This window comes from Dyadobacter sp. SG02 (assembly GCF_900109045.1).
In the GTDB taxonomy this organism is placed as follows: Bacteria; Bacteroidota; Bacteroidia; order Cytophagales; family Spirosomataceae; genus Dyadobacter.
The window spans coordinates 705,316-731,763 of the sequence record NZ_FNYL01000001.1 but is presented as its reverse complement, the minus strand read 5'-3'; the positions used below and the strand labels follow the sequence as shown (position 1 = coordinate 731,763).

General features: G+C 50.4%; 19 protein-coding genes. 14 read left to right on the top strand and 5 right to left on the bottom strand.

Going from position 1 to position 26,448, the window contains the following annotated elements:
- From BMW93_RS03070 to BMW93_RS03040, 7 genes are all read left to right on the top strand, one after another.
- Nucleotides 1-2,406 (top strand): ABC transporter permease, encoded by a 2,406-nt coding sequence (locus BMW93_RS03070; protein WP_090373696.1) that lies wholly within the window; start codon nucleotides 1-3, stop codon nucleotides 2,404-2,406.
- A gap of 142 nt (nucleotides 2,407-2,548) precedes the next feature.
- Nucleotides 2,549-4,918 carry an ABC transporter permease gene (locus BMW93_RS03065; protein ID WP_090373695.1) on the top strand — a complete coding sequence of 790 codons (2,370 nt, stop codon included), beginning with the start codon at nucleotides 2,549-2,551 and terminating at the stop codon, nucleotides 4,916-4,918.
- A gap of 143 nt (nucleotides 4,919-5,061) precedes the next feature.
- On the top strand, nucleotides 5,062-7,431 hold the full coding sequence (locus tag BMW93_RS03060) for an ABC transporter permease (RefSeq protein WP_090373694.1): 2,370 nt from the start codon (nucleotides 5,062-5,064) through the stop codon (nucleotides 7,429-7,431).
- 164 nt (nucleotides 7,432-7,595) lie between these two features.
- Nucleotides 7,596-9,008: a capsule assembly Wzi family protein gene (locus BMW93_RS03055; protein ID WP_090373881.1), complete on the top strand. Its 1,413-nt coding sequence runs from the start codon at nucleotides 7,596-7,598 to the stop codon at nucleotides 9,006-9,008.
- A gap of 167 nt (nucleotides 9,009-9,175) precedes the next feature.
- Nucleotides 9,176-11,575 carry an ABC transporter permease gene (locus tag BMW93_RS03050; protein WP_090373880.1) on the top strand — a complete coding sequence of 800 codons (2,400 nt, stop codon included), beginning with the start codon at nucleotides 9,176-9,178 and terminating at the stop codon, nucleotides 11,573-11,575.
- A gap of 24 nt (nucleotides 11,576-11,599) precedes the next feature.
- Nucleotides 11,600-11,887 (top strand): hypothetical protein, encoded by a 288-nt coding sequence (locus BMW93_RS03045; RefSeq protein ID WP_090151229.1) that lies wholly within the window; start codon nucleotides 11,600-11,602, stop codon nucleotides 11,885-11,887.
- 114 nt (nucleotides 11,888-12,001) lie between these two features.
- On the top strand, nucleotides 12,002-13,210 hold the full coding sequence (locus tag BMW93_RS03040; protein ID WP_090373693.1) for a hypothetical protein: 1,209 nt from the start codon (nucleotides 12,002-12,004) through the stop codon (nucleotides 13,208-13,210).
- 41 nt (nucleotides 13,211-13,251) lie between these two features.
- On the opposite strand, the gene BMW93_RS03035 is transcribed toward BMW93_RS03040, so the two are convergent.
- Together BMW93_RS03035 and BMW93_RS03030 are read right to left on the bottom strand one after the other, a co-directional pair.
- A complete protein-coding gene (locus BMW93_RS03035) occupies nucleotides 13,252-14,118 on the bottom strand; it encodes a carbohydrate-binding family 9-like protein (RefSeq protein WP_090373692.1) in 867 nt (288 codons plus the stop codon).
- Between the two features lie 44 nt (nucleotides 14,119-14,162).
- The gene (locus BMW93_RS03030; RefSeq protein ID WP_090373691.1) at nucleotides 14,163-15,479 is read right to left on the bottom strand and encodes a hypothetical protein; all 1,317 of its coding nucleotides are present in this window, start codon (nucleotides 15,477-15,479) and stop codon (nucleotides 14,163-14,165) included.
- 198 nt (nucleotides 15,480-15,677) lie between these two features.
- Between BMW93_RS03030 and BMW93_RS03025 the strand changes: the two genes are divergently transcribed.
- The 4 genes from BMW93_RS03025 (at nucleotide 15,678) to BMW93_RS03010 (ending at nucleotide 21,018) form a co-directional block, all read left to right on the top strand.
- Nucleotides 15,678-16,253, top strand: coding sequence for an RNA polymerase sigma factor (locus BMW93_RS03025; RefSeq protein WP_090373690.1), 576 nt, complete (start codon nucleotides 15,678-15,680; stop codon nucleotides 16,251-16,253).
- Nucleotides 16,254-17,113: 860 nt separating this feature from the next.
- On the top strand, nucleotides 17,114-19,081 hold the full coding sequence (locus BMW93_RS03020) for a T9SS type A sorting domain-containing protein (RefSeq protein ID WP_090373689.1): 1,968 nt from the start codon (nucleotides 17,114-17,116) through the stop codon (nucleotides 19,079-19,081).
- 114 nt (nucleotides 19,082-19,195) lie between these two features.
- Nucleotides 19,196-20,599, top strand: a complete 1,404-nt coding sequence (locus tag BMW93_RS03015; RefSeq protein WP_090373688.1) for a GH1 family beta-glucosidase — start codon at nucleotides 19,196-19,198, stop codon at nucleotides 20,597-20,599.
- 62 nt (nucleotides 20,600-20,661) lie between these two features.
- The gene (locus BMW93_RS03010) at nucleotides 20,662-21,018 is read left to right on the top strand and encodes a hypothetical protein (RefSeq protein WP_090373687.1); all 357 of its coding nucleotides are present in this window, start codon (nucleotides 20,662-20,664) and stop codon (nucleotides 21,016-21,018) included.
- A gap of 3 nt (nucleotides 21,019-21,021) precedes the next feature.
- On the opposite strand, the gene BMW93_RS03005 is transcribed toward BMW93_RS03010, so the two are convergent.
- On the bottom strand, nucleotides 21,022-21,261 hold the full coding sequence (locus BMW93_RS03005) for a hypothetical protein (protein WP_090373686.1): 240 nt from the start codon (nucleotides 21,259-21,261) through the stop codon (nucleotides 21,022-21,024).
- A 121-nt stretch (nucleotides 21,262-21,382) separates the two neighbouring features.
- Here BMW93_RS03005 and BMW93_RS03000 point away from each other — a divergent pair, with 121 nt between their 5' ends.
- Both BMW93_RS03000 and BMW93_RS02995 read left to right on the top strand, forming a co-directional pair.
- Entirely contained in the window at nucleotides 21,383-22,426 is a 1,044-nt protein-coding gene (locus BMW93_RS03000) for a DUF4097 family beta strand repeat-containing protein (RefSeq protein ID WP_090373685.1), read from the top strand.
- Between the two features lie 118 nt (nucleotides 22,427-22,544).
- Entirely contained in the window at nucleotides 22,545-23,495 is a 951-nt protein-coding gene (locus BMW93_RS02995; protein WP_090373684.1) for a ComEA family DNA-binding protein, read from the top strand.
- A 33-nt stretch (nucleotides 23,496-23,528) separates the two neighbouring features.
- Here the strand turns inward: BMW93_RS02995 and BMW93_RS02990 are convergent, their stop codons facing one another.
- Nucleotides 23,529-24,299 carry a TIGR00730 family Rossman fold protein gene (locus BMW93_RS02990; RefSeq protein WP_090373683.1) on the bottom strand — a complete coding sequence of 257 codons (771 nt, stop codon included), beginning with the start codon at nucleotides 24,297-24,299 and terminating at the stop codon, nucleotides 23,529-23,531.
- A gap of 127 nt (nucleotides 24,300-24,426) precedes the next feature.
- Between BMW93_RS02990 and rpiB the strand changes: the two genes are divergently transcribed.
- Nucleotides 24,427-24,858 carry a ribose 5-phosphate isomerase B gene (gene rpiB, locus BMW93_RS02985; protein WP_090373682.1) on the top strand — a complete coding sequence of 144 codons (432 nt, stop codon included), beginning with the start codon at nucleotides 24,427-24,429 and terminating at the stop codon, nucleotides 24,856-24,858.
- On the opposite strand, the gene BMW93_RS02980 is transcribed toward rpiB, so the two are convergent.
- Nucleotides 24,855-26,267, bottom strand: coding sequence for a hypothetical protein (locus tag BMW93_RS02980; protein WP_090373681.1), 1,413 nt, complete (start codon nucleotides 26,265-26,267; stop codon nucleotides 24,855-24,857). The two genes, rpiB and BMW93_RS02980, sit on opposite strands and share 4 nt — an antisense overlap.
- Nucleotides 26,268-26,448: the final 181 nt, after the last annotated feature.

The window sequence follows — 26,448 nt, the reverse complement described above, 5'->3', positions numbered from 1 at the left end:
ATGCTAAGGAACTATCTGAAAATCGCACTAAGGACGCTTGCGCAGAGCAAGGTCTATTCGGTGATCAACATTACCGGGCTAAGCATTGGGCTGGCGGCGGCAATGCTGATCATGCTTTATACCAAAGACGAGGTTAGCTACGACGGCTTTCATGAGAATAACCCGAACATTTACAGGGTCACGTTCAAATCCGTGAGTCCGGCGGGTGTTTTGGAAAACAACAGCGGCATTACCGGTTACTTGCCCGGACCGAAGTTTTCGGCAAGCACGCCCGAAATCGAGGCGTTTACGCGGTACCAACAACACCGGAACGATGTGAAGCTGGGTGATCAGGTGGCAAGCCAGGAGGTGTACCAGGCCGACCGTGATTTTTTCCGGATATTCTCCTTCCGGCTGCTCAGCGGCAACCCGCTTACGGCGCTCTCGCAGCCGCGCTCGGTCGTGATTTCGGAGGAGATGGCGAAAAAGCATTTCGGTACGGTCAATGCATTGGGCAAGACCATGCTTTTCAAAGACTCATTTGATGAAAATGCGGCTTTCGAGCCTTTCGTAGTAACGGGCGTGGCGGCCAAATGTCCGCAAAACTCATCCATTCAATTCGATTTTTTACAGCCGTTGCCGGTCTCTGAGTCGCAAATGAAGGGAGAAGCGTGGTTCAACAGCTCGCTGAATACGTTTGTGAAGCTCACTCCGGGCGCGAATACCAGGGCCGTCGTTGCGACCATGAACCGTATTTACCAATCCGACGCCCGCGAGGCGATGAAGTCGGTGGCGGAGAAGTACGGGCTCAAAAACAAACGGTATTACGGTTTGCAACCATTCACAGCCATTCACCTTGATCCACAGCTGAGTGCGGAAAATGGTCTGGTGAATGGAAGTAAGCCTCTGTTCTCCTATGTGCTTTCGGGTATTGCATTGTTTATCCTGCTGATTGCCTGCATCAATTTTGTGAACCTGACCGTCGCGCGTTCGCTGAAACGTGCCAAGGAAATCGGCGTGCGAAAGGTAGTGGGCGGAGGCCGGTACCAGCTTGCGGCGCAGTTCCTGGGTGAGTCGTTTGTGCTGTGTTTTGCGGCATTTGTGCTGGCTATCTTGCTGGTAGAAACCGTTTTACCTACATTTAATAATCTTGCCAATAAAGCCCTGGCGCTTTCCTACCTGTTCGACTGGAAACTGATCGCGGGCTATATCGTACTGTTCATACTTACCGCATTGCTGGCTGGTTTTTATCCGGCTGTTGTGCTCTCGGGCTACGATCCGGTGAAGACGCTTTACAGCCGGTTCAACTTTTCGGGCCGGAATTACCTGCAAAAGACATTGGTCGTGGTTCAGTTCGCATTGGCATCGTTCCTGATCATCGTCACGCTGACCATGCGCTCCCAGTTCGACTTCCTGACCAATATGGAGCTCGGTTACGACGATCGGGGCTTGATCAGCATTGAAAAACAGAACCTCACCCGCCCGGAAGCAAAGTTGCTGACCGAGGAATTGTTGAAAAACCAATCTATCGAAGCCGTAACACCTAAAAACGGCGGCCAGTGGGGGACAACGGCGAGGGTGAATGGGGAGACTGATATGGAATTCTCTTACGAAACGGTTGGCGCCAATTACCTTTCGGTGCTGAAAATACCATTGTTGCAAGGTAGAGCGTTGTCGGGAACGCTTGCTTCCGATTCTACCAAAGCAGTATTGGTGAATGAGACATTTGTCAAAAAGGCCGGCTGGAAGAAACCGCTGGGACAAGTGGTGGACTTCTGGTATAACCCCGGCGAGAAGTATACTGTGGTGGGTGTGGTGAAAGACTATCATTTCCAGTCGCTCACCTCGAATATCCGTCCGCAACTTTTTACAATGAAGCCCGGCAATACATTCGGGAAAGTACTGATCCGCATTAAGCCCGGTACCGAATCGGCGGGCCTCGCGCACATAGGCAAGACGTTCCGGAAGCTCTTCCCGCTGGTGCCGTACAGTTACCAGTTTGTGGAAGAAGGGAACCTCAAAAGCTACGAATCGGAGGCGAAATGGAAGCAGATCATGCTTTTCGGCGCGGTGCTGACGATCTTCATTTCCTGCATCGGCCTGTTCGGCCTCGCCACGCTGGCAGCGGAACGCCGCACGAAGGAAATCGGCATCCGCAAAGTGCTCGGCGCGTCGATCGCGGGCATTGTGGCATTGTTATCCACCGATTTTGTCAAACTCGTCGCCCTTTCGTTCGTACTCTCGTTCCCGGCCGCCTACTATGCCATGCAAAAGTGGCTGGAAAACTACCCTTATAAAGTGGAAATGAGTGCCTGGGTATTTCTCGCCGCATCGGGCCTGTCGCTGGTGATCGCGTTGTTCACGGTAAGTTTCGAGTCGGTGCGGACGGCTTTACGGAATCCTGTTAAATCTTTGAGGAGCGAGTAGTTGACGGGCGGTGGAGGGGCCTGCGGCTGTGACTTTGGACCATTGACTATTGACCATGGACCATGGTGGTTTTGAGTTAAGTATAATAAATAAAAACCCGGCGGTTGACGGTTTATGGTCGGCGGCCAAAAAAGCAACGAACATGTTAGGCAACTACTTAAAAATCGCTTTCCGTAACCTTTTGAAAAACAAAGGATATGCTTCGATCAACATCCTGGGGTTGGCGATGGGGATGGCGGTGGCACTGCTGATCGGCCTTTGGGTGCGGTATGAGTGGAGCTTTGATAATTTTCATGAAAACCGGGCGAATATCGTCAGGGTCAAGAAAAAAACACATTTTAATAACCACAAGGGCACGCAGGATGGCATTATGCTCCCGCTGGCGGCAGAGCTGCGTACGAATTTCTCGGAAGCGAAGTATGTGACCCGGGTGGATTGGGGCGATAAGCATAGCCTCGTAGCGGGTGACCAGAAATTGAGCAGGCAGGGTTATTACGCCGATCCCGACTTTCTGAAAATGTTTACATTCCCGCTCGTCAAGGGCAGGGCGGATCAGGTTTTGAAAGAGCCGCATTCCATTGTGCTGACCGAAACGCTGGCGAAGGCAATGTTCGGCAGTGCGGAGCCGATGGGGAAGGTAATCAGGGTCGATAACCAGTTTGAAGTGATGGTAACAGGGATATTAAAGGATATTCCAAAGAATTCGTCGTTCCAATTCGATTACCTGATGCCCTATGAGCTGAATATCGCCACCTCCGATTTCGTGCGTGGCGCATTGGACGAGTGGGGTAACAATTTCCTTCAAACCTACGTGCAACTGCACGAGGGCGTTACAGCAGAGGCGTTTTCAGCCCGCATTGCCAACCTGGTGCGGCAAAAGATGAAAGACAAAGAGGAAAGCCTGCTTTTTGTACACCCGATGCCGAAATGGCATTTGTTCGGCGAGTTCAAGGATTGGGTCAATACCGGCGGAGCGATCGAATATGTGCGGCTATTCGCGGTGATAGGCGTACTCGTGCTGCTGATCGCCTGCATTAACTTTATGAACCTCAGTACCGCGCGCTCGGAGAAGCGGGCGCGGGAGGTAGGTATCCGCAAGGCCGTAGGTTCGCAGCGGAAGCAACTGATTGCGCAGTTCCTCACCGAGTCGATGCTGACGGCATTGCTGGGCTTTGTGATCGCGTTGTTGATGGTGGAATTTTCATTGCCATACCTTAAAAATGTTGGTTTTGAGCATATTACATTTAGTTTAAATGATATTTCATTGCTGGGTGTGGCTTTCGCCGGCTGCATTGTCACGGGTTTGCTGGCGGGCAGTTATCCGGCATTGTATTTGTCGGGATTCGTGCCGGTGAAAGTCCTGAAAGGGACATTCCAGGTGGGTAAAGCCGCCAATTTGCCCCGGAAGATATTGGTCGTCACCCAGTTTACATTCTCGATCGCGCTGATCATTGGTACGGTAATCGTTTTTCAGCAAATTCAGCATGCCAAGAGTCGGCCGATGGGCTACAATCCCGAAAAGCTGATCTGGCTAAGCCTTTCCAGCGATCTGCAAAAGAACTTCTTCCCTATGAAAACCGAACTGATGGGGACGGGCTACGTCGAAGCCGTGAGCAGAACGTCGAGCCCGATGACGGGCGTTTACAATCAGTGGGAAGGGTTTTCATGGCCTGGCAAAGACCCGCAGAGCCAGCCATTGTTTACGGCGTTGATGGTGGACCCGGCCTATTTCAAAGCGGCGGGCCTGAAACTGAAAGACGGCAGGTTCTTTGCCGAAAAGGTACTTTCCGACAGTAATGCGATCGTGCTCAATGAGGCTTCGGTGAAGCTGATGGGATTTAAAAACCCGGTAGGGAGCCATGTGAGGTTTGGTGACGCGGATTTGACGGTGATAGGCGTGACGAAAAACGTGATCCAGCAAAACCCGTACGACGAAGTACAGCCGGCTGTAATGCTGATGCAACCCGATTTCACTTTTCAGGGACTGATACGGTTCAAAAGCGGGGCCGATTTGAAGAAAGCCCTCACCGCGATCCAGCCGGTGATCGAGAAATATAACCCCTCGTACCCGTTCGAATACCGTTTTGTGGACGACGAATACGACCAAAAATTTCGCAGCGAGGCGCAGATAGGCCAGTTGGCCGGTATTTTTGCCGCGCTGGCGATCCTCATCAGCTGCCTCGGACTCTTTGGTTTGGCTTCGTTCATGGCCGAGCGGCGCACGAAGGAAATCGGCGTACGTAAGGTGCTGGGTGCTTCGGTGTCACAGCTCTGGCTGCTGCTTTCGCGGGACTTTGTGCTGCTGGTGCTCATCAGTTGCGCCATCGCGTCGCCACTGGCCTATTATTTCCTCCAAAAGTGGCTGGGCAATTACAATTATCATATCAATATCAGCCCGTTCGTGTTCCTGGGCGCGGGTGTATCCGCAGTGCTCGTCACCCTCGCGACGATCAGTTTCCAGAGTATCAGGGCGGCGTTGATGAATCCGGTGAAGAGTTTGAGGACGGAGTGATTTGACGGCCTACCGACTATGGGTGGGGCTTTGGCCTGACCATGGACGATTGCCCATGGACCATCATGATTTTGGATTAAGTATTAAAATAAAGAAACCTGCGGTCGGCGGTCAACGGTCGGCGGTCAAAAAAAGCATCACGTATGATACGCAACTACTTCAAAATCGCATTCAGGAACCTGCTGAAAAGCAAGGGGTATTCGGCCATTAATATTGGCGGGCTTTCGGTGGGCATGGCTGTGGCGGTGCTGATCGGGCTCTGGATTTATGACGAGGTGTCATTCAATCACTACCATAAGAACCATGGGCGCATCGGACAGGTTTGGCAATTCGTGCAGTTCGGACCGGAGAAGTCGGCGTACGATGTGGTGCCGTTACCGTTGGCGGTGGAGATGAAGGAGAAATACCCCGATTTCGAGGCGGTGAGTAAATCGGCTTTCCGAGATATGACCATTTCAAACGGGGACAAAATGTTCTCAAAAACCGGGCGGTATGTACAACCTTCATTTACCAGAATGATGTCGATCCAAATGGTGTCGGGAAGCGATAATTTGAAGGATGTCAATTCGATACTGCTTTCCGAATCATTTGCCCGGGCACTTTTCGGCGGTGCAAATCCGGTTAACAGGGTCGTCAGGCTAAATAGCGACCGCGACGTGAAAGTGGTCGGGGTATTTGAAGATCTTCCTCTGAACAGCACATTCAAAGATATTCAGGTGCTCGCGCCGTGGGATTTGTTCGTAGCGGCGAATAAATCGCTGAGAGACGCGGAAACGAATTGGGACGAAAATTCCTACCAGGTCTATGTACAACTTCGCGAAGATGCGGATTTCGCGAGGGCTTCGGCCAAGATCAAAGACTCGCGCATGAAACGGGAAAATCCGCCGGGCTATAAACCCGAGTTTTTCCTGCACCCGATGGCACGCTGGCACCTGTATTCCGATTTCGAAAATGGTGCGAACGTGGGCGGACTGATCACTTTTGTATGGCTTTTCGGAACGATCGGCATTTTCGTGCTTTTGCTGGCGTGTATCAATTTCATGAACCTGAGCACGGCGCGCTCCGAGAAACGCGCGAAAGAAGTCGGTATCCGCAAGGCGATCGGGTCGGTGCGCGCGCAGCTGGTGAGCCAGTTTTTTAGTGAATCGGTACTGGTGGTATTGATTGCATTTGTCCTCTCGCTGGTACTGGCCGGGCTTGCATTGCCTGCTTTCAACGAAGTGGCGGAGAAAAAGATCACATTACCCTTGGCCAACCCGCTGTTCTGGATCGTCGGAATCGTTTTTAGCCTGCTCACCGCCACCATTGCCGGAAGCTATCCCGCCCTGTACCTATCGTCTTTCCAGCCATTGAAAGTGCTTAAAGGAACATTCAAGGCCGGCCGTTTTGCTACATTACCCCGGAAAATACTGGTTGTAACGCAGTTTACGGTTTCTGTGACGCTGATCATCGGTACCGTGGTCGTTTTCCGGCAGATCCAGCATGCGAAAAACCGCCCGGTAGGATATAGCAAACAAGGGCTGATCGAGGTGGATATGGCATCGCCGGCTTTGTACGGACATTATAGTGCCCTGAAAAACGATCTGATGAATACCGGTGTCGTAAGCGGCTATTCGCAATCGACGGGATCGGTGACGGCGCAATACGGGGGAGTTACCAATCTTTCATGGCCAGGCAAGGCTCCGGACGCGATCCCTTTACTGATGTCCAACAGCATTTCACACGATTTTGGAAAAACAGTGGGCTGGGAAATGGTTCAGGGCCGCGATTTTTCGCGTGAATATGCGACCGATTCTTCGGCCATGATCATCAACGAATCCGCATTGGAACTGATGGACCTTAAAAAGCCGCTTGAAACCGTGCTGAATTGGGGAGGTAAGGAATACCGGCTGATCGGTGTAACGAAAGATATGATCCGGGAATCGCCGTTCAGTGACGTGAGCCCGGCTTTCTATGTTGTCAATTACCGGAATACGAATATGATCAATATCCGGCTGTCAGCTTCGGCCGGGATGAGCGACGCGCTGGAAAACGTGGGTGCCGTTTTCAGGAAATACGACCCGAACAGCCCGTTCATGTATCAGTTTGTGGATGAGCGCTTCTCGAAAAAGTTCGCCGACGAGGAGCGTATCGGTAAGCTCGCGTCTTTCTTCACGGTGCTGGCGATCTTCATTTCGTGCCTGGGTCTCTTCGGGCTGGCGTCTTTTGTCGCTGAACAGCGTACCAAGGAAATCGGGATCAGGAAGGTATTGGGCGCGTCCGTCGCCAACCTGTGGAAACTGCTTTCCACCGACTTCGTAATGTTGGTGATCATCGCCTGCGTTATTTCAGGTCCCATTGCCTGGTATTTCATGAGCGGCTGGCTGAAAGCCTATTCCTACCGGACGGAGATTTCCTGGTGGATATTCGCCGGTACGGGCCTCGGGGCGCTTGGGATCACATTGCTGACGGTCAGTTTCCAGGCCATTCGCGCGGCGTTGATTAATCCGGTGAAGAGTTTGAGGGCGGAGTGATCGCCGCTGCCACACAATTCATTTCCGGGTAACAAATATTCCCCCGCGCCTATTTATCTTGCAAGGGAAATCTTTACCGAGCGGAATCCTTGTGTAGAACCTTTATTTTCAGTGTAATTGCGGTTTTTGCAATCATTTCCGGGCCGCTTTTTGCCCAGAAAAGTATGCTTGTGTCCAACTTTGAGGCGGGTGTCGAGGCGGGAGCATATATATCTTCCAACGGGGAGACGCCATTCTGGTTGCGGACCAACCAGTTCGGGGCGGTACCTGATCGCGCTACGGCGGGCGTAATACAAGCGACGGCGCGCAGGAACTACCTTTTTTACGATAGCCTTACCAATAGGCCCCGGAATTTCGACTGGAGTGCGGGAGTAAGCCCGGTCGGGTGGTATAACAAAGCAAACAAGTTTGAATTTGTGCTGCCGGAGGCGCATGCGAGCGTGCGGTACAAGCGCGTGGAGCTGTGGGTAGGGCGCAGGAAGGAGGTGATGGGGCTGGGGGACACCACCTTGTCGTCGGGCTTCTATTCGGTATCGGGGAATTCGCTGCCTGTGCCGAAATTGCAGATCGGGACGGTGGGTTTCGTGCCGCTGAAATTCACCCGGAACTTCCTGGCCGTGCATGCGGGATTTGCACATGGCTGGTTCAATACCGATTACATTCAGGGCGTGCGGCTGCACCAGAAGTTCCTTTACCTGCGGTTTGGTAAACATAATTCTAAGTTCTACGCCGGGCTCAACCACAATGTCATGTGGGCGGGGCATTCGGAATACCTGAAATCGCATCCCGAGCTTGCGGTGAATGGTGAACTGCCATCTTCCTGGTCCATTTACCCGAATGTGGTGCTGGCATTTACTTCCAAAAACTGGTTCGAGAAAAATGGCTACGGAGCATTCGACAGCTACCGCGTCGGCAACCATTTGGGCAGCTATGACATTGCTTTTGAGACAAAACTCGATCATTACCGCCTTTTTGTATACCATCAGCATCCATTCGAAGATGTTTCGAGCATGCTTTTCAAGAACATTCCGGACGGGCTCTACGGCATTAACCTGAAACTTTTGCCCGGAAGCACGGGGAATGGTTTCGCGCTCACGCACCTCACATTGGAATTCCTCAGTACCAAAGACCAGTCGGGCTCCGAATTTTACATTCCGGGAAGCAAATACCAGGGTGCGGACAACTATTTCAACCATACCCAGTATTTCGAGGGGTGGTCGTACCAGGGGCGCACGTTGGGCACGCCGTTTATTATTCCAGGGAAAGACATGGACCAGTCGAAACTCGTTAATCCCAGGTATTTCCCGAACAACCGCGTGAACGTGTATTACCTGGGCGCGCAGGGGAAAATCGGCCGGTCGCTGGCGCTTACATTAAGGCTCTCTTACAGCAGAAATTTCGGAACGCCCGGGGCCGACTTCGACCCGCCGCGAGGACAGTTGTCATCTGTTTTAGGGGCACAATATGCGGTGCCGGGTTTCAAAAATGCCAGCATTATCGCCCGACTAGCGACCGATCAGGGTGATGTTTTAACCAGAAGGACCGGCGGGTATATCGGTATACGGAAGGACTGGTAATATGCTGGCCCGACACATTTTCCGGCGTTGTCCATCGGTGAACAAGATTGTCCGAATTCGGACAGTTTTTCTGCTTTTTATTGTGTTAAAATACTGATTATTAGTCTATTATTTGAGCTGGCATAAATTTGTTGCCGGGTATTTTCAACCCTATCCAGCGCAGCAGCATGCTCAAAAACTACCTCAAAATTGCCCTCCGGAACATCTGGAAGAACAAGATTTTTTCAGCTATCAATATCGTGGGCCTGGCCGTGAGTATGGCGGCCTGCATTGTGATCATGCTGTTTGTCTTCTACGAGCGCAGCTTCGACGGCATTCATACCAAAAACATTTACCGTCTCGACGAGGTGCAGAAGTTCGAAGGAATGGTAGCACCGCAGAAAGTGGCGCTCTCGATGTTCCCGATGGGGCCTACATTGGAAGAAGAGTTTCCCGAAATCCGGCAGTTTGTCAGAATCAATACAGCCGGAAAGCTGGCGATGCATTATCACGATCAAAGGATCGATCTTTCGCAGGTCTATTTGACCGATTCCAATTTTTTTCAGCTTTTTGAATATCCGCTTCTGAAAGGCGAAAAGGCGAGGGTTTTAAAAGAGCCGAACAGCGTGGTCCTGACAGAGAAAAGCGCGAAGAACATCTTTGGCAATGCTGATCCGATAGGCAAGTTTGTCAACCATTTTGGCGAGGACACGCTCACACTGAAAGTGACGGGTATCATGGAGGATGCACCTGCGAACTCCCATTTGCAATTCGATGCCCTTGTTTCCTTCAATACCATCGCAAAACCCGATTTTATGAAAAACTGGGGTGGGAACTGGCTGGTGACTTACCTGGAACTCGCGCCCGGAACCGATATTGCCAAAACGGAAAAGAAATTCCCCGCTTTCCTCAAAAAACACATGAAAGAAGGGGGCTGGAAGTTTTACGAGCTGTTTTTGCAGCCGCTGGCCGACGTGCATGCGCAATCGGTGGATATCACCCACGATTATGTCAATTACCAGAAATTCGATAAGCGGTATACCTACGTTTTCTCCGTCATAGCGGCCATTGTGCTCATTATCGCCTGTGTGAATTTTATGAACCTCTCTACCGCGCGCTCAACCGGCCGGGCGAAGGAGGTAGGGATACGCAAGTCGATTGGTGCGCAGCGCTTTCAGCTGGCGGGACAGTTTATGGGTGAATCGGTGTTGCTGGCGTTGTTTGCCCTGATATTGGCAGTGGCTATTGTGAAGTTGGTAATGCCCTCAGTGGCCGATTTCAGTCAGCGACGGCTCGAATTTTCGATATTTCAGAGCCCGGGTTTAATACTTGTCATTTTGCTGGGAACCATACTCGTGGGACTGTTTTCGGGATTGTACCCGGCCGCATTCCTGTCGGCTTTCGAACCCGTGAAGGTTTTGAAGGGCACCATCCGCGCCGGGAAAAGCAATTTCCGGAATGCATTGGTGATCGCTCAATTTACGAGCGCCGTGTTCCTGATCATCGCCACAGGTTTCGTGGTGAAGCAGCTCCATTATATGGTGAATAAAGATCCCGGTTTTGACAGGGAACAGGTGGTAATCGTGCCACTCAACTCGACGTCGGACAGGAAGTATGATGCATTGAAACAGGAATTGCTGACGAGCTCGTTCATCGAGGCGGTTACCGGTTCGCAGCAGCGGTTGGGTAACAACCTGCACCAGACAGGCGTGGCGTTCCAGGGCACGCATGCAAGACGGGAACTTACTTCGTCGCAAGTGATTGTTGATCCCGATTACTTGTCTTTGTACAAAATTAAGTTGATCGCCGGCCGCAATTTCACCCATAGCGCCGGGGATAATGCCAAGACCTACATTATCAACGAATCACTGGCAAAAGAGCTATTAAAGGACGAGCCGACGCTGACCATGGAAACGCTGATCGGCAAGCGGTTCGGTTTCTCGGGGATGGACTCACTTTCTACGATCGTGGGCGTGTCGGAGGATTTTAACTTCAATTCGCTGCACCACAAAATTGAAACGCTTTGCATATTCAACCAGAAGGATTGGACGTACTCCGAAATGTCGGTCCGTATCAAGGGGGAAAATGCCCAGCAAGCGCTCGCGGCGATTCAGTCGGCCTGGAACAAGCTGGTACCGGATCAACCATTTACTTATTCATTCCTGGACGAGCATTTCAACGAAATGTACCGGGCCGACAGCCAGGTGAGCGAGATTGTAGGCATACTCGCGGGGTTGGCCATTTTCGTCTCATGCCTCGGACTGTTCGGCCTGGCTTCGTATTCGGCGGAGAGGCGGATCAAGGAGATCGGCGTCAGAAAGGTAATGGGCGCTTCGGTGGCGGGGATCGTAGCATTGCTGTCGCGCGATTTTCTCAAACTCGTGCTCGTCGCGATCCTGATTGCCACCCCCATCGCCTGGTGGGCCGTAAAAAGCTGGCTGAACGACTTCGCCTACCGCATCGATATCGAATGGTGGATGTTCCTCCTCGCCGGCGCGCTGGCCGTGTTCGTCGCTTTGTTCACGATCAGTTTCCAGAGTATCAAGGCGGCGTTGATGAATCCCGTTAAAAGTCTTAGAGCGGAGTAAATTGAATTTTAACTACATAATCCCATGAGCCACATTGCCATCCCTATCCCGCCGCTTCAAGGTAAGCAGGAGATTAAAGTTGAGGTAACGATCAACGGAATCAAGCAGAACCTGTTCTATCGGGTCGAGCTGTTTTACTGGGAAGATTGTACCAACCCGGTAGCGCACCGTGCCGATTGTATCAGCGAAATGCTGTCGCACCACGATCCGGAATGGACCGTCTACTACATCGGTGCGCCCAATGACGAGTTTGTGCCGATCACTTTTGTGAAAAAGGAAAGCAGGAACCTGTTGCGTGAGGCGATAGCCTGATAGGGGAGCCCAGGGACTGTTTTAATTCTTTTTTAATCTTTATATGCAACAATGTTGCATTTGTGGTTTTTCTGAAACTACATTTGCATCATTGTTGCATGTAAAGATTTTTTTATGAAAAAGCATTTATTCAAAGTAGTATTCTCAATGGCATTCGGCGCGTTGCTCGTGGCTTGCGACGACAAGGAAAAAGACAAGGTAACACCCGTGGAGGAAACGGAGTACAAGTTCATCCGGATAGTGGTGAACGACGAGGTTTCGAAGGAACTGTCGTTGGTAGATCCGGTGAAGCTGACGGCGGAGAAGTTTGAGGCGCAATATGCCAAATCGACGCTTTATGGCACGCAAGGCGGGCGTTTCGGGGCTATTGTGAATGGGGCCAACAACTTTGTACAGCTGTTCGATACCGGCTTCGAAGGCCACGGCGACCACGTGGATGTGAAAGGAACGCCAAAGTTCGGCGCATTAACCGGCGATGGGAACAAGCCTACGCATTTCAAGAGCAAAGGCGATGAGATCATCACTTTCAACGACGGCGATGGTACCCTCAGCATTGCCAAAGAAGCCGATTTTCACGCGGTGGGCAGCAAAATGACGCATATCAATGCCGGCAACGTCGCACACCATGGCGCCATGACGAAGTTCGACAATGGTACTTATGCCATTACAGAGAAAGACGGGTCGGTTGCGGGTACATTACCCGAGCGTGTGAAGGTCATCGACGATTCCGGGAAAACACTTTTTGCTTCGACCATCCAAACCAAAGGCATCCATGGCAATGCGACCAACGGCAGCATTTCGCTTTTCGGGTCTTCCAGCGGTATCCTGGCTGTCGAACCGACGGGTAATCAGCAGCTCATCCCGCATCCCGCCGATTTCGGTGAGGCATGGTTCGGTTCCATCCTGGAAGCGAAAGGGGCCGGTAAGTTTCTGGGCTACACCGCTGCAAAAGGTGTCTACGTGATCGACGTCGCTGCCAAATCGGTAACGCCGGTTCTTGCGAGCACGGACATTATGCAGGCGAAGGTGGATTTCGCGGGGAACAATCTCGTGGTATTGCTGCATAGCGGTGAGCTGCGGATCTACGATTTGAAAACCAATGCATTGAAAATAAACGGTTCGGTAACAAGCGCTACGGCCAAAGACGAAACCCAGAAGCCGCAGCTGGAAGCGACGTCGCGCTACATATATATTACCCAGCCGAAAAGTGGCGAATTGCTCGTGGTAAGCACCGGTAATTTGGCCAAAATCAGCAAGATGAAGGTCTCGGCCACACCGTACCGACTGGCTATCCTTGGCTTCGAGTCGAGCGAAGGGCACTGATAACCAAAACCCGGCAGGTTTCGGCCTGCCGGGTTTTGATGTTACTTTGCGTTCCCTGATTTTTCTCCGCTAAAAATCAGTTTTCCCCAGTATTCGGGGTAATGCATATTGATGATGCCCTGTGGTGACCATACCCAATTATATTCCGGGACGATCTTTCCGGTTTCGGCATTTCGTTTGCGCTTGTAGCGGCCGTCCTCGCCTACCTCATGCTGCCAGTTCACCCGCGAGAAGTTGATGCGCCACTCCGAACCGTCGGCCGGAATGAGCGGTTTCACGTTTTCGGTTGATAACGACGAAAACGGAATAGCGATTTCCACAACCCAGCGTTTGTCCTTGTCCTTTGCGTTGTTGACTGTACCGTACACGGATACCGCCGATTTCAGGCCTTTGATATCCCATTTTAGTTGCGCCTTGCCGCCTTTGCGGTAGGTCTTGGGCAGGAACAAGTCGAATGTGTTGTTGATCGCGTTGATTTCCAGTTCATAATAGTTTTCGGTATCGCCATCCGGGTCGATAAACACCTCAAAATCGTTTTCCAGGTACACAATCTGGTCTTTTTTGTCCTGATACGCCCAGATATGCTCTTCCTCGATCTGCGCGGCGATGTAGAGATATTCGTCGTCCCAAAGCATCTTCGCGCGCGTCTCCTGCAATGGCAGCGGCTTTTTATCGCCTTCTATATCGACAAACGATGAGGTCCAGGCGGCTTTCTTCCAGGAACGCTCATCCAGTTTTCCATCGATTGTAATGCCCTTTTCGCTGCGATAACAGGTGTAACTTTTCGGTGTCGGAAGTGCTTGTGCCAGGGCATCAATAGTGTTCGTGCCGGCTATGGCGGCAAGCAATGAAGCGGCTTGGAAAACGTGAAATCTGCTCTTTCTGCCGATTAAATTAAAATTTTTCAAGATTGGTCAGGGGAATTGCTGAAAGAAGTTAAATATAGCGCATTTTACTTCTTCAAAAGGTCGCCTGCCTCGTTTTCATTGCTCAGCAAAACTTCAAAAAGTTTCCATCTTTTGTCGGGTTCTGCCGCCGTTCCTCCCTGCGACTCGATGTAATTTTTGATGATATCCTGTCCGTAATTGTAGTTGATGACGTAGCTACGGTACTTTCTTATAAACCGCAGGTAATCCGACGCGCCTTTTTCCGGCAGCAGGCAGTAGTCGGTCAGCCAGCGTTGGGCTTCCTGGTCGCTCATGCCGCGGTCGAGCAGGCCGCGGGCTACCTCGTTGCGGGCGTAGTTCAATGCCGACCGGATTGTCAGCGCCTCGAAATACGCGTCGGTCATCGCGGTGTCCAGTCCGGCCAGGGGAATCAATACATTCTTGCAGAATTCCCTTTGCTCGTTGCCGGGAAAAGCCATGGAAATGCCATAGTTGGCGCTGCCTTCGGCAATCAGCGATTGCGGGCTGAACAACGGGTAGAGCGAAATCTCAGTCCAGCCTTTATCCCGGAAAAGGTTCTTTTCCAGCAATGCATTATATACATGATGCCCGGGATAGCCCTCGTGGCACGCCAGATCGATGGCCCGCTCGATGTAAATAGGCTGGCTTACATTGATCTGGATCACGCTTTTGTAGTTGCCTTTGTACCAGTTGTAGCCCGACCACGGCTTGTCGTGTACGTATTCGAGCTTGAAATCCTCGCCTGCGGGCAGCACGTAATGCGCCAATGTACGCTTCCGCGCCTCCGCGATGGCCGTTCTGAAAACGGTGTCAATCTTGTTTTGAGGGATCAGGAAATGGCTTGCAAGCTTTTGATAGCGTTCGGGAATAGGCCCTTTGCCGGGCAGCAGGCGGTCGAGCTTTGCGATGAGGTCCTGAAAATGCTTCTCGTCGTGCGTCGGCGCCACGGCGTCGAACAGGTCTTTGGATTCGGAATCGAATGGGACGACGGTGCCGGAGAAGAGGTGTATCCGTCTTTCAAATGCCGTGAGCTGGGCAGTCAGCCACTGGGCGCGGCGGGCGAGCGTGTCCTGGCCGGTGCCTGTCTTGAATGCGGTAAGCGCTGTTTTCAGCGCGGCTGCCTTTCGCAGGAATGCATCTTTCGGGAATTGCAACGTATCGGCTTTCGCAGGCCTGAGCGAGTCGGGGCCGTAATATGCATCTACGAAATCGCCGTCAAACTGGCCGATGGATAGCCCGAGGTTGACGTATTCGCGGGCAATACTGTCGAGGCGGTCGTTGCGGGTAGCGGTTTTCTCGCGCGAGCCGCAGGAAATGGCAAACCATGCGAGCGCGACCATTGCAAAGTATTTTTTTAACATAACTTCAAGGTTTTCAGATGAATAATGCGGGCCGGGGCTTGTGAACCACGGCTTCCCGGAAACCTGGTTTTCAAGCCGTTCGCCCCAATTTGCGCTTAAAATACACAGGTTATCCTGAAACGCGTACTGGAACGGAAATATTAAGGGAAGCGCTAAACCCCAAACGGCTGGCGGTGTGAATTTACAACAAAGAAGACAATGGGCAGGAACGATATCCGATACCGGGAAGCAGAGCTTGTAACGAAGCTCAAAGCCAATAGTCAGAGCGCTTTCGAATACTTGTACGACCATTATTCGGCCGCGCTGTTCGGTGTGATCCTGAAAATTGTAAAGGATGAGGAGCGGGCTGCGGACGTATTACAGGAAAGTTTCCTGAAAATCTGGCGTAATATCGGATCGTATTCTCCTGAAAGAGGCACACTTTTCACCTGGATGCTGAACATTTCCCGAAACCACGCGATAGACATGCTTCGTGCCGAGGCGAAAACTGAGAAAAAGGTGATTTGCCTGGATCTGATCGCCGAAATGGAGCAGGAGCCGGCTGATGGGTGGAATCATATTGTCTATGAAATGGATGTGAAAAGCTGGGTCGCGCGCCTTTTGCCCGAACGCCGCATACCGATCGAGCTGGTTTATTTTCAGGGATACACCCATGAAGAGGCGGCGGAAAGGCTTTCAATGCCGCTCGGAACAGTGAAATCGCGCATTCGAAAAGGGCTTCAAGAGCTTCGTTCGGTGTTTTATATGCCCGAAATGCAACTAAAAATAGCCTAGAATCCAATTTCAGGTTTGATTTCGGTTGTAAAAATAACTCGAGATTTATTTGGAGCCCTGCTGGTTTGTCTCACGCTTTATTCTGCCGAAGTGCTGGTTCTGCGGTATTTTGTATTGTATTATTAATCTTTCATCTAAGTTTATTTGGAGTGCAGGGTCTATAATTCCGAATAGAATGTAGCTAAAATGCTGTAATACAGTAATAAAATGATTGCATTTTATTCGCAGTCGATAGGAATCTTGTAGAAGCCGGTTTTTTTACGAAAAAAAGTTTTGTCGAAATTCTTCAGTGAAAACTCATTGTTCTCCACAGATAAAGGCATATTCTACCAATGCCGTTAGTTAGTCTAAATAAGCATTTAGTCCCCAAAAACGGCCCGTTTGTGATTTGATAGTGTAGAAGTTTTACTTGTTGACCCGTCATCATTGCGACTAAACGATGATTTTGGGGTGAACGTATATGATACTGTGGTGTCTGTATAAAAACCGTTTGCAATGGCTAGCGACAAAATTTAATTCTGTTTCGTTGTAACCGTCAGGCTCCCGGAGCGAGGAGGTTTTCTTTGTAGTATATTGAAAAAGTTATATTACTAATTTTAGAGTATTGTGCAACCACTTTGGAGTCAAAATAGAATAGTTTTCGATAAAAATCCGCTTAAAACGTTAATTATTTGACTTTCTTTTTGTAGAAGTATTTACCAAAATTGATTTAGAAATAGTTTAAAATTAAACATAAACATAATTATTGCGGCCTTGTAATATAAAAAAAGTGCTATTTTTGGAACATCTAATTTTTACCTTTGTAACGTACATTTTGTTGACAAGCCAGTGCAGCTAATCAATTACAAATCAAATACGTTATGAAAAATTTTACGTTCCTCTTAAGCCTTTTACTATTGAGCCTGGGCTTCGCCTCCCAGGCCAATGCCACAACCAGCTGTGGTTGTGACAACAACGTTCTGGTCAACGCCAGCTTCGAACAGACCATCGACCCTAACGTGTGGCAAAGATCTTCGGGTACCAACTTCAGTAAGGACGGTGCATATAACATGTGCGGTAGTTACAACGGTCTGATCACCGGCGCAGGTTCGGTTTGGCAGGATGTGGCTGTCGCGGCCGGAAGCACAATTAACCTCAGCGTATATGGTGGTACGCACGACAACGACCAGACACACCAGTTCAAGCTGATCTTTTTGAATTCAAGTGGTAATACGATCGGCGACGCGGTTGTGAAGTCGATGAATTTCGAAGTAGGCAGCGGAAATCAGTTGCAACAGTACACGATGTCGGCAACGGCACCGGCCAACACTGCAAAAGTTCGCTTCCTGCTTTATTCAAGCGGTAATTATTTCAAAGTGGACGCGGCATGTATGAAGGTTACGCCTCCTGCAACCCCGGTTGACTGTGATTGCGTTAACAACAACCAATATATCAAAAATGCAAGTTTCGAAAACAGCAACCTGAGCGATTGGTCGAAAACCAGCGGTTTGAGCTTCTCTACCGACGATGCGTATGAAATGTGCGGCAGCAAAAATGGTTTGCTCAACGGTTCAGGATCTATCTGGCAGGACATTAATGTAGTTGCAGGTGCGAAAGTGGATATAACAGCATACGGTGGTACACACGACACAGGTTATAACCATACATTTAAAATTACCTTCTACGACGGTGCGGGAAACAAGATCAATACCAATGAAGCGGTTGTGGATATGAACTTCGCCGTAGGTAGCGGGAACAAACTCAAACAATACTCGATTTCGGGAACTGCCCCTGCGGGAGCTGTTAAAGCTCGTTTCTCGGTTAACTCGTCGGGCAACTATTTCAAAGTAGACGCGATCTGTACAACTGTAACGCAGCCGGTGACTTGCCAGTCATGTAACGGTAACACGTTGCAAAACCCAAGCTTCGAAAGCGGAACTGCCAACTGGTCGGTAACCGGTACGCTGACTGTGGAACCAACTTACGCGGTTTGCGGTGTGAACGGTGCCAAATTGAGCGGCGCAGGCAAATTCTGGCAGGATGTTGAATTGCAGACTACCACCGGAAACCAGGTTGCCCTGGATATTTATGCGGCGTACAGCAGCTCGAACAGCCAGAAAATCCAGCTCGTGTTCCTGAGCGAAGCACAGGTTGAACTGGGTCAGGTTACACAAGACGTTACGAAAGCACTTAACAGCGGAACATGGGGCCTTCAAAAATTCACATTGACGGGAACTGTTACCCCTGGATCTAAATATGTACGTGTGTTGCTGTCGTCGAACGGAAACGACCTTCTGGTAGACAATGCATGTCTTACTTTCTCAGGTCCTCCATTGCCTGTAACACTCTCCGCATTCTCTGCGAAAAAAGAAGGTGCCGTAGCGCAACTGGCCTGGGCTACCACTTCTGAAACCAACTCGGCTTACTTCGAAGTACAACACAGCCAGGACGGTAAAAACTGGACAGCGCTTACACAGGTTGAAGCGAAAGGTGAAAGCAAAGAACTCGAAACTTACACCTATACCCACACTAATCCATTCGCAGTGAACCTTTACCGACTGAAAATGGTGGATTTGGACGAAACATTCGCGTACAGTGCGATCAAGAGCCTGAATTTCGACGGCCAGGAGCAACTGAATGTTTATCCAAACCCGACTGTGGACCGTATCAAAGTGACCAGCAACCAGCAGGTAACCAATGTGAAGGTTTACGCTCAGACAGGTGCATTGGTGTTGAACGCTACACCGGATTCGTCTAACGAAGTAGACCTCACGAAACTATCGCAGGGAACTTACTACGTGAAAGTTAACAACGGTCCGCTGATGCGCAAAATCCTCGTAGTAAGGTAAGCGCACTAAAAGACCCGCAATTTTGAAAGCCCTTCGTCCGCACTTTCCGGACGAAGGGCTTTTGTTTACATATTAGTTTTAACTTTCGTGCCTGAAATGTAACCGGCACGGGCCTTGACAACAGTGATTGACCAACATATAAAGGAATCGGGGTATAAGCCGGCGACGGAAAGCCCTTTGTCGCGGGAGGATTTTGGAAATGATTTCAAATGGGGCGTGGCTACGGCTGCCTACCAGATTGAAGGCGCAGTGCATGAGGATGGCCGTACGGACTGTGTCTGGGATGTTTTTGCCAGAAAAAAAGGCAAGATCCGAAATGGCGATCATGCGCGGCATGCCTGTGATTTCTACCATCGGTACGAGCAGGACCTTGAACTGGTGAAGGAGCTGGGTTTCGAGCAATTCCGGTTTTCCATTTCCTGGTCGCGGATATTGCCCGACGGCCACGGGCGCGTGAACCAGGCGGGGATCGATTACTACAACCGGTTGATAGACCAATGCATTGCGCTGGATATCGAGCCGTGGATTACGCTGTATCACTGGGACCTGCCGCAGGTATTGGAGAAGTCGGGCGGCTGGAAGAACAGGCGTATTGTGGAATGGTTCGCCGAATATACGGCGGTATGCGCCAAAGCATTCGGCGACCGGGTTAAGCATTGGATCGTGCTGAACGAGCCGATGGCGGTGGCGGGGCTCGGCTACACCACCGGGGAACACGCGCCGGGGAATGCGGGTATTCATAACTTTCTGCCGGTAGTGCATCACCTGGCACTCAGCCAGGCGGAAGGCGGGCGGGTATTACGGCATTTGTTGCCTGATGCACGCATTGGTAATGCTATTTCCTGCTCATATGTGGTGCCCAATAGCCAGAGTGCGGCGGATATTCGTGCGGCCCGTCGTGCGGATGCATTGATGAACCGGCTTTTCATCGAACCTGCATTGGGACTGGGGTATCCCAAAGATGCATTTCCTTTTTTGTCGAATATCAAACGGTTCATGCGCGAGGGCGACCGCGAAAGGCTGAAATTCGATTTTGATTTCTGGGGGTTGCAAAACTATTTCAGCGTGGTGGTGCAGCATTCGTACCTGGCGCCGGTCATGTGGCTGAAAGAAGTGCCCGCGACGCTCAGGAACGTCCCGACGACGGGTTTGGGATGGGAAATAAGTCCTACCGGGATGTACGAGATATTGAAGCAATTTCAGCGGTACAAGGGCGTTCGTGAGCTGGTCATTACCGAAAACGGCGCGGCATTCAAGGACAAACCAAAAGACGGGAAAGTGGACGATCAGGGCCGGCAGGCCTATTACCACGCCTACCTCGAAGCCGTTCTAAGGGCTAGAAACGAAGGCGTCAATATTACCGGTTATTTTGCGTGGACGCTGCTGGATAATTTTGAATGGGCACACGGGTACTCAGCGCGCTTTGGCCTGGTGTTTGTGGATTTTAAAACGCAGGAGCGGACGGTGAAGGAGTCGGGGAAATGGTTTGCCCGATTTCTTAAAAAGGCGGAATTGTAACCTGGCTTCCAACTAATCCGAAAAAGGGTGTGTCTAACCGTCATATTTAAACCCCTAAAACCATGAAAGTCCTGATTGTTTTATTCGGTTTGCTGGCCTGGGTTAGCTGCCACGATGAAAGTAACGATATCAACGAACAGGTGTACGAAGCAGATGCAACCTGGACCAACATGCTCGCGACCGATGGTTGCTCGTGGCATTTCGCCGTTACCGGGAAGGATTCCTCCCTTTTCCTGTTGCCTAGCAAAGCATCGGTTTCAAAAATAGAAAACGAGCTGGGCAAAATCGAAGAATATTACAGCTTTACGCCCGTGCATTTAAAATACAGCCTGACAGGCGCAAAAAGCACCGTGCAATGCGGATGGGGCCGCACGGCAACATACGATGAAATCAAGGTCATCGAAATCCACAAGAAATAATCACTACAAATGAAGGATATTCTTAGCCTCCTGCTCGGTATAATAAGGCATTAACTCCGCTTCATCAATAATCTCCTGCACCTGCTCCTCTGTGGCAGGTGTAGTTGCTTTAGAGCGTGTTGTATTCGGATCAACCTGCTCTTCTTCAAATACAATAGTCCCTTTTCTTTGAAGATTTTGCAGGATTTCCAACACCAGTTGTTCTTCTGATTCCCGGACGGCTTTTACGCGATATGTTTTCATGATTGGTACTGATTTTGATTCTAATGTAGCAAAAACTATACCGGGTTGTAACTTTTAAATTTACTGCATGCAACCTGGGTGCCAGCTTTTACATCATTGATCAAACAAATCACAGAATCCCATGAAAATTAAACAACTACTTACTTTCGTCCTGTCCGCGCTTTGTTTTGTAAGTGCGTGTGCGCAAGGCGACGATGACAAACCTTACGTTACTAAAAACTTCAACAGCTCATCCCTGAAAGAATTACAAGTAGAAACTTCCGGAGGCTCTATCTCGGTGCTGGGTGGGCAAGCCGACGGTTTCAAAGTGGAAATGTACGTGCGCGGCAATGGCGGGAACGGCAATAAAAATCTGACGAAAGAAGAAATTGAAGACCGCCTCGAAGATTACGACATCCTGATCGGAGCCGAAGGCGGCAAGGTGATCGCGACCGCCAAAAGAAAGAATAACCTGCAATGGAACGAAAAACGGAGCATTTCCATCGCATTCAAAGTGACGGCCCCGCGTAATGTAGCTACCAACCTCAAAACCAGCGGCGGGAGTATTAAAATTGCCGCGCTCACCGGCCCCCAAAACTTCCAGACAAGCGGCGGCAGCCTGAAAATCGACGACCTCGACGGTGTAATCCATGGCCGTACTTCCGGCGGAAGCATCGATGTGGCACATTGCAGCAAGGAAATCAACCTGCATACCAGCGGTGGAAGCATTAAAGCCAATGAGTTGAAAGGTAAAATCGAACTGAAAACTTCCGGCGGCAGCATTGAACTGAACAAACTGAACGGCGATATCCTGGCGCACACCAGCGGCGGAAGCATTCGCGGCGAAGGCGTGGACGGCTCGCTCGACGCTGGTACCTCGGGCGGTTCGGTGCGGTTGGCCGATGTTTCCGGCAGCGTGCGTGCGAATACCAGTGCAGGCAGCATCGAATTGGAACTGAAATCGCTCGGTAAATATGTAGACCTTTCGACATCCGCCGGCAGCGTGCGTGTAACCATGCCGTTGGATAAAGGCGTAGACCTGAACCTGAGAGGTAACAGGGTGTCGATCCCACTCAAAAACTTCGATGGTTCGGCAGAAAAAGACCGTGTTCAGGGCAAAATGAATGGCGGTGGCATTCCGGTAACATTGTCGGCGAGCGCAGGCGGTGTTTATGTGAATCAGTAAGACATACATTATTAGCATTCATAAATGAGCAAGCGGCTTACCGTCTGCTCATTTGTGTTTAAAAACCTGTTACCAAACGTATGATGCTACGTAAAAAGGGAAACTAATTCCCGGATGTATGTATCAGAAAATTTTAAACGGTTTACAGGACTTTTTCGGAATATCCCGGAAAGAAGCACGCGGTGCGCTGGTGATGATGCTTTGCTGCGCAGTGATTATTTGGTCGCCCTTCGTTTTCCGGCGGTGGATTTTGCCTTTCGTACCAACCGGCAGCCGGCCGCCCGAGCGAAAGGTGCTGGACAGCATTGCATTGCTGTTGGAAAAACAGCAGACTTCCCGCTATCGGGAAAAGAAGCGATCTCCCGCGTACGACACGCCCGCGCCGAAGGCAATAAAACTGGTTCGTTTTGATCCTAATATGGCTTCCGAAAGCGAGCTCATGGGAGTCGGTATCCCCGCATTTATAGCCCGGCGCATTGAGAAATTCAGGAAAAAGGGAGGACGGTTCCGGCAGAAGGAGGATTTGATGAAGATTTACGATTTCCCGCAGGATTTGTATGCACGTTTGGAGAAATACATTGTGATGCCTGATCCGAAACCGGCTTTTGGACTTGCGCAAAATAGTTCTTTCAAAATCAATTCGGATACCAGGCAGGCCGTAAAAGGAGGCATTCAGCCATTTGATATTAACCGATGCGACACAACAGCGCTTATCCGGCTGCGAGGAATTGGTACTAAACTGGCCCTGCGTATTTTAAAGTTTCGTGACGGGCTGGGAGGGTTCTATTCCTCAGATCAGTTTAAACAAGTATTCGGGCTGGATTCGCTGGCATTGTCGGAATTGAACAAGTATGCAAAAGTTATGAGTAGTGTGAAAAAGATCAATATTAATGAAGGCACTGCGGAGGAGCTTGCGAGGCATCCCTATTTGAGAAACAGACAGCAAATGCAGGTATTGATCAATTACCGCGCACAGCACGGGCCATTTCGTTCGCTGGAAGATTTGCGGAATATCAAAGTACTGGACGAGGCGACGATACAAAAAACAGGGCCATACCTGTCGTTCTGATGGTATGGCCCTGTCGGTAGAATCACTCCTATGCTAGAAATTGGGTTTCAGCAGGTATTTCGAATAGAACATGTCGATCACTTTCACGGCTTCATCCGGCGTATCGACGAGGCTGATCAGTTTGAGGTCTTCCGGGTTAATATTGTGCTCGGTAAGCATGGTGCCTTTGATCCAGTCGATCAGGCCCGACCAGTAGGCGGAGCCGACGAGTACGATCGGGAACCGGCCGATTTTTTTGGTCTGGATCAATGTCATCGCCTCGAAAAGCTCGTCGAGAGTGCCGAAACCGCCGGGCATTACGATAAAGCCTTGCGAGTACTTGACGAACATCACTTTCCGCACGAAGAAAAAATCGAAGTTGATGCTTTTGTCGTGGTCTATGTAGAGGTTGCTATGCTGCTCGAACGGCAGTTTGATATTCAGCCCGACGGACTTACCACCTTGCTCGAATGCCCCTTTGTTACCGGCTTCCATGATACCGGGCCCGCCGCCTGTGATCACGCCGTAACCATGGCGTACGAGTTTCGCGGCAATATCTTCGGCAGTTTTATAGTGCGGATTGTCGGGCAAAGTACGGGCAGAACCGAAAATGGAAACACACGGGCCGATTTTGGCCAGTTTGTCAAATCCTTCCACGAATTCAGCCATTACCTTGAATACAACCCATGAGTCGGCACTCTTGATTTCGTTCCAGTTGCGGTCTTCAAACGCCTCTTTGATCCTTTTCTCGTCTTCCGGGACCGCCGGGTTGAGGAGAGAAACGTCCACTAATTCTCCGTTGGTTGGTTTTACTTCTTCACTCATATTTAGCATTCAATTGAGTTGTTGATCAGTATAATGGTAACTTTGCACCATTAACACCAATAATAAAAAACTTTTCACTCTGTCCGCTTTCGTTAACGAACGGTGGACTGTAATTAACAAAAAAGTAATGAGAAAAATTGCTATCGGCTCCGACCATGCAGGTTTCCCCTACAAGCAACCGGTTATCGACTGGCTTACCACCAACGGATTCGAAGTCAGGGATTTCGGGACATACAGTGCCGACTCGGCGGATTATGCGGATTTTGCGCATCCGGTGGCGAGCGGCGTGGAAAGCAAGGAGTTCGAAAAAGGCGTGCTGCTCTGCGGGAGCGGGCAAGGCGTATGCATTACCGCGAACAAGCACCAGGGCGTGCGCGCCGCACTCGTGTGGGACCTGCCGCTGGCACCTTTGGCCCGCCAGCACAACGATGCGAACGTGATTTGTTTTCCGGTACGCTTTATCGAGCTGGAAACGGCATTGGCCAGCCTCGAAGCATTTTTAAGTACCGAATTCGAAGGCGGCCGTCACCAAACACGCGTCGACAAGATTTCCTGCTAATAGGCTTTTTGGTAAACACCTTTCCAGGGGCTCTGGATATATTGCTTTTTCAATGCCGGAACCCGGTTCAGGAGTTTCGGCATGATATTCACCTTGTCGATCACAAATTCGGGCGGGTCTTTGCGGAAGTTGTCGTAGACGTGGATCACGCTGTCGAAATTGTCGAGATTCTGCAAATCGTAGCTGGCCAGTTCCCAGTTGAGGTAGGGCGTGGCAGTGAAATTATTGATATACTCTCCTGAATTTTGTCCTAAAACCAGAATGCGCTTGTTGCGGATCTGTTCCGGTAAACTCGCCGGCTTGGCACGGAGGTTTTCGAGCTTACCCATGGCGATGCCGGGCAATACCCCTCTCAATCCCTGATATTGTATTAAAACGATCATCGCGCCCATGAGCGTGAACTGCAATTCGTCGGCCCAGCTGTTCTTCTTGAAACTCTGGAAGTAATGCGTGGCGAAGAATGCCGCAGGCGGAATGAATATCACAAACTGCATCGGGGCCAGAAATTGCATGAGCGGAATCGTAAACACCGCGGCGATAAACCAAAGCGCCATTACCTGCTGAATCCGCGTCTGGTAGTTTACGAATCGCAGCGTAGTGAAAATCCTCATGAAACCCATAATCCCGAAGCCCAGCGGCAGTAATAGCGACGCAAGCAGGGACGAAAAGTCGTTGAGATTATATTGTTTTACCTGAAATACCGAAGTGAGCAGATTCCGGTTCAGGCTTTCTATTCCATTGTTGAGATAGAAAAACAACACAACCATCAGCAGCGGGAATATCGACCCGAACAGGCCCAGCAAATGATGCCTGAAACTGGAACCCGTGTAGAACAGCAACGCCAGAAACGCCCATACCATAAACAATGACGCCGGTAGATAGAATAGCGTGGCAATACCAATGTAAAGCCCCAGCTCGAAAACCTGCGTGGTTACTTCCCTTCTGACGAGCATTTTAACAATAGATCCGAATGCAAAAAGCAGGAAGGTATTGGCGAGCAGCATGGGCGATAATGTGCCCATATCGAATGAAATATTCAGAAACAGCGCGTACAGCGCGCCGGGTAGGAAGGTGCGCTCGGGAAAAACGTCGCGGGAGTGGATGACGTAATTGAAATACAATATCTGCACCAGCGAAACGCCCATGGCCGCCAGTTGGTATACCCATTGCGCCCGGCCGAAAAGGCTGTCGATAAGCCAGTAGGTAAGGCCTGAAAAAGGGCTGACATTATCCCATACGTCGCGGTAAAGCATAAATCCGCGGCCCATTTGCTCGCCTACGAGCATCCAGCTCAGCTCGGGTATCAGCAACGGTGCGCCACCCAGGAAAAAGGGGAGACGGAGCAGCAGGAAGAATACTACCAAACTGATGGTCTGGTACCGTGCATTTACGCGAAAAAAACTAAGCAAGCGGCTGGTGGATTAGGTATCTGACGGGAATAAGTTTCACGAAATTACAATGCCGGGTTCTACAAAAACAAAATAAGTATGGATATTTGTACTTATTGAAAGGAGAGAGGGAATGATTTAGGAGATGTTGGTTTACATTGTCCTAACTGGTGAACCAGGATGTGCGGTCAGGACCGGCCAA